This is a genomic window from Rhizobium sp. SVR5-9E (genome assembly GCF_056755095.1).
The window spans coordinates 1-1419 of record NZ_JBNDHS010000211.1; the positions used below are offsets into that span (position 1 = coordinate 1).

General features: G+C 60.7%; 2 protein-coding genes. Both read left to right on the forward strand.

Annotated features, from left to right (window positions below):
* Window positions 1–134 precede the first annotated feature (134 nt).
* On the forward strand, window positions 135–839 hold the full coding sequence (locus ACPYOJ_RS34430; protein ID WP_481420236.1) for a nitroreductase family protein: 705 nt from the start codon (window positions 135–137) through the stop codon (window positions 837–839).
* A 34-nt stretch (window positions 840–873) separates the two neighbouring features.
* Window positions 874–1419 (forward strand): carboxymuconolactone decarboxylase family protein, encoded by a 546-nt coding sequence (locus ACPYOJ_RS34435; protein WP_481420237.1) that lies wholly within the window; start codon window positions 874–876, stop codon window positions 1417–1419.

Below are 1419 nucleotides of genomic sequence, written 5' to 3' on the forward strand. Positions count from 1 at the left end.
GGCTAGACGCGCGCCTGAGATTGCGATGCCTCAATTTGATCCTTTCGCGCATCATATTGAGAAAATACAGTCTCGATATTTTCACCGTCGGCCGTAAATTGGGCTCCACAATCACTTGATGAGGAGCCACCCAAATGAACTACATCAGCATCGCCTCTAACGAAACGGCAACCGCCGCAGCCGCCGAAACCCATGCGCGGACCGCGCCGACACGCGTGACGCCGACGAACGCCGTGATCGAAAACATTCTGAGCCGTAGCGCTGCCAAGTACTACGACCCAACCGCCACACTGAGCGATGATCAGATCCGCGACCTGGTGCGGATCGGCACGTCGGCGCCGACCTCCTTCCATCTGCAGAACTGGCGGTTTATTGCCGTCCGTACACCCGAAGCAAAGGCTCGGTTGCGCCCCATCGCCTGGGATCAGCCCGCGATCACCGATGCCGCCGTTACCTTCATCGTTATCGGCCGGTTGGCCGATGCCAGCACCGTCCCTGAGCGCCTGGCCCCGGTCGTGGAAGCCGGCATCATGCCGGCGCACCTGGTGCCGGAATGGGAGGCTCCCGCTCGCGGCCTTTATGACGATCAACCCCAGCGGCAGCGCGACGAGGCAGTACGCACTGCGACCTTTGGCACCGCGGCGATCATCTATGCAGCCCGCTCCCTCGGCCTCGGCTCGACGCCGATGATCGGCTTCAACGCCGAGGCGGTGCACAGCGTGTTCAACCTCGCCGAAGACGAAATCCCGGTGATGTTGCTGACCGTCGGACCGGAGCGGGCCGGCAACTGGCCGCAGAAGCCGCGCATGCCCGTGGCCGATGTCCTGGACTTCGCATAATTCTCAACTCAACCAATAACTTATGGAGACTACGATGCCTAGAATTATTGCCCTGAAACCGGAACAGGTGCCGGCCGAATCCAAACAGACACTCGATGCGTTCACCAAGAACATCGGGTTCACCCCGAACATGATGGCGGCCTTTGCGCAAAGCCCGATCGCCTTCAACGCATGGGCCACCCTGCTCAGCTCTCTGAGCAAGGCGCTCGACGTGAAGACACGCGACAGCATCGGCCTTGCCGTCTCCGAAGTGAACGGTTGCAACTATTGCCTGACGGTTCACAGCTTCACGGCCGAACATATGGCCAAGCTGCCGGCCGATGAGATCATTCTCGCCCGGAAGGGCCATGCCAACGATCCGAAACGAGACGCCGCCGTCCAGTTTGCGCGCAAGGTCATCGAGACCCGCGGGCAGGTCAGCGACGCCGATCTGAAAGCCGTCCGCGATGCCGGCTATACGGATGCTGATATCATCGAGATCGTCGCGCTGGTAGCCATGTACTCCCTGACGAACTTCTTCAACAACGTATTCGATCCCGAGAAGGACTTTCCCGCCGTTGCCCCGGCCGGGTCGATCTGA

Coding starts and splice junctions, on each gene's coding strand:
- ACPYOJ_RS34430 (WP_481420236.1), top strand. CDS start 135: ATGAACTACATCAGCATCGCCTCTAACGAAACGGCAACCGCCGCAGCC.
- ACPYOJ_RS34435 (WP_481420237.1), top strand. CDS start 874: ATGCCTAGAATTATTGCCCTGAAACCGGAACAGGTGCCGGCCGAATCC.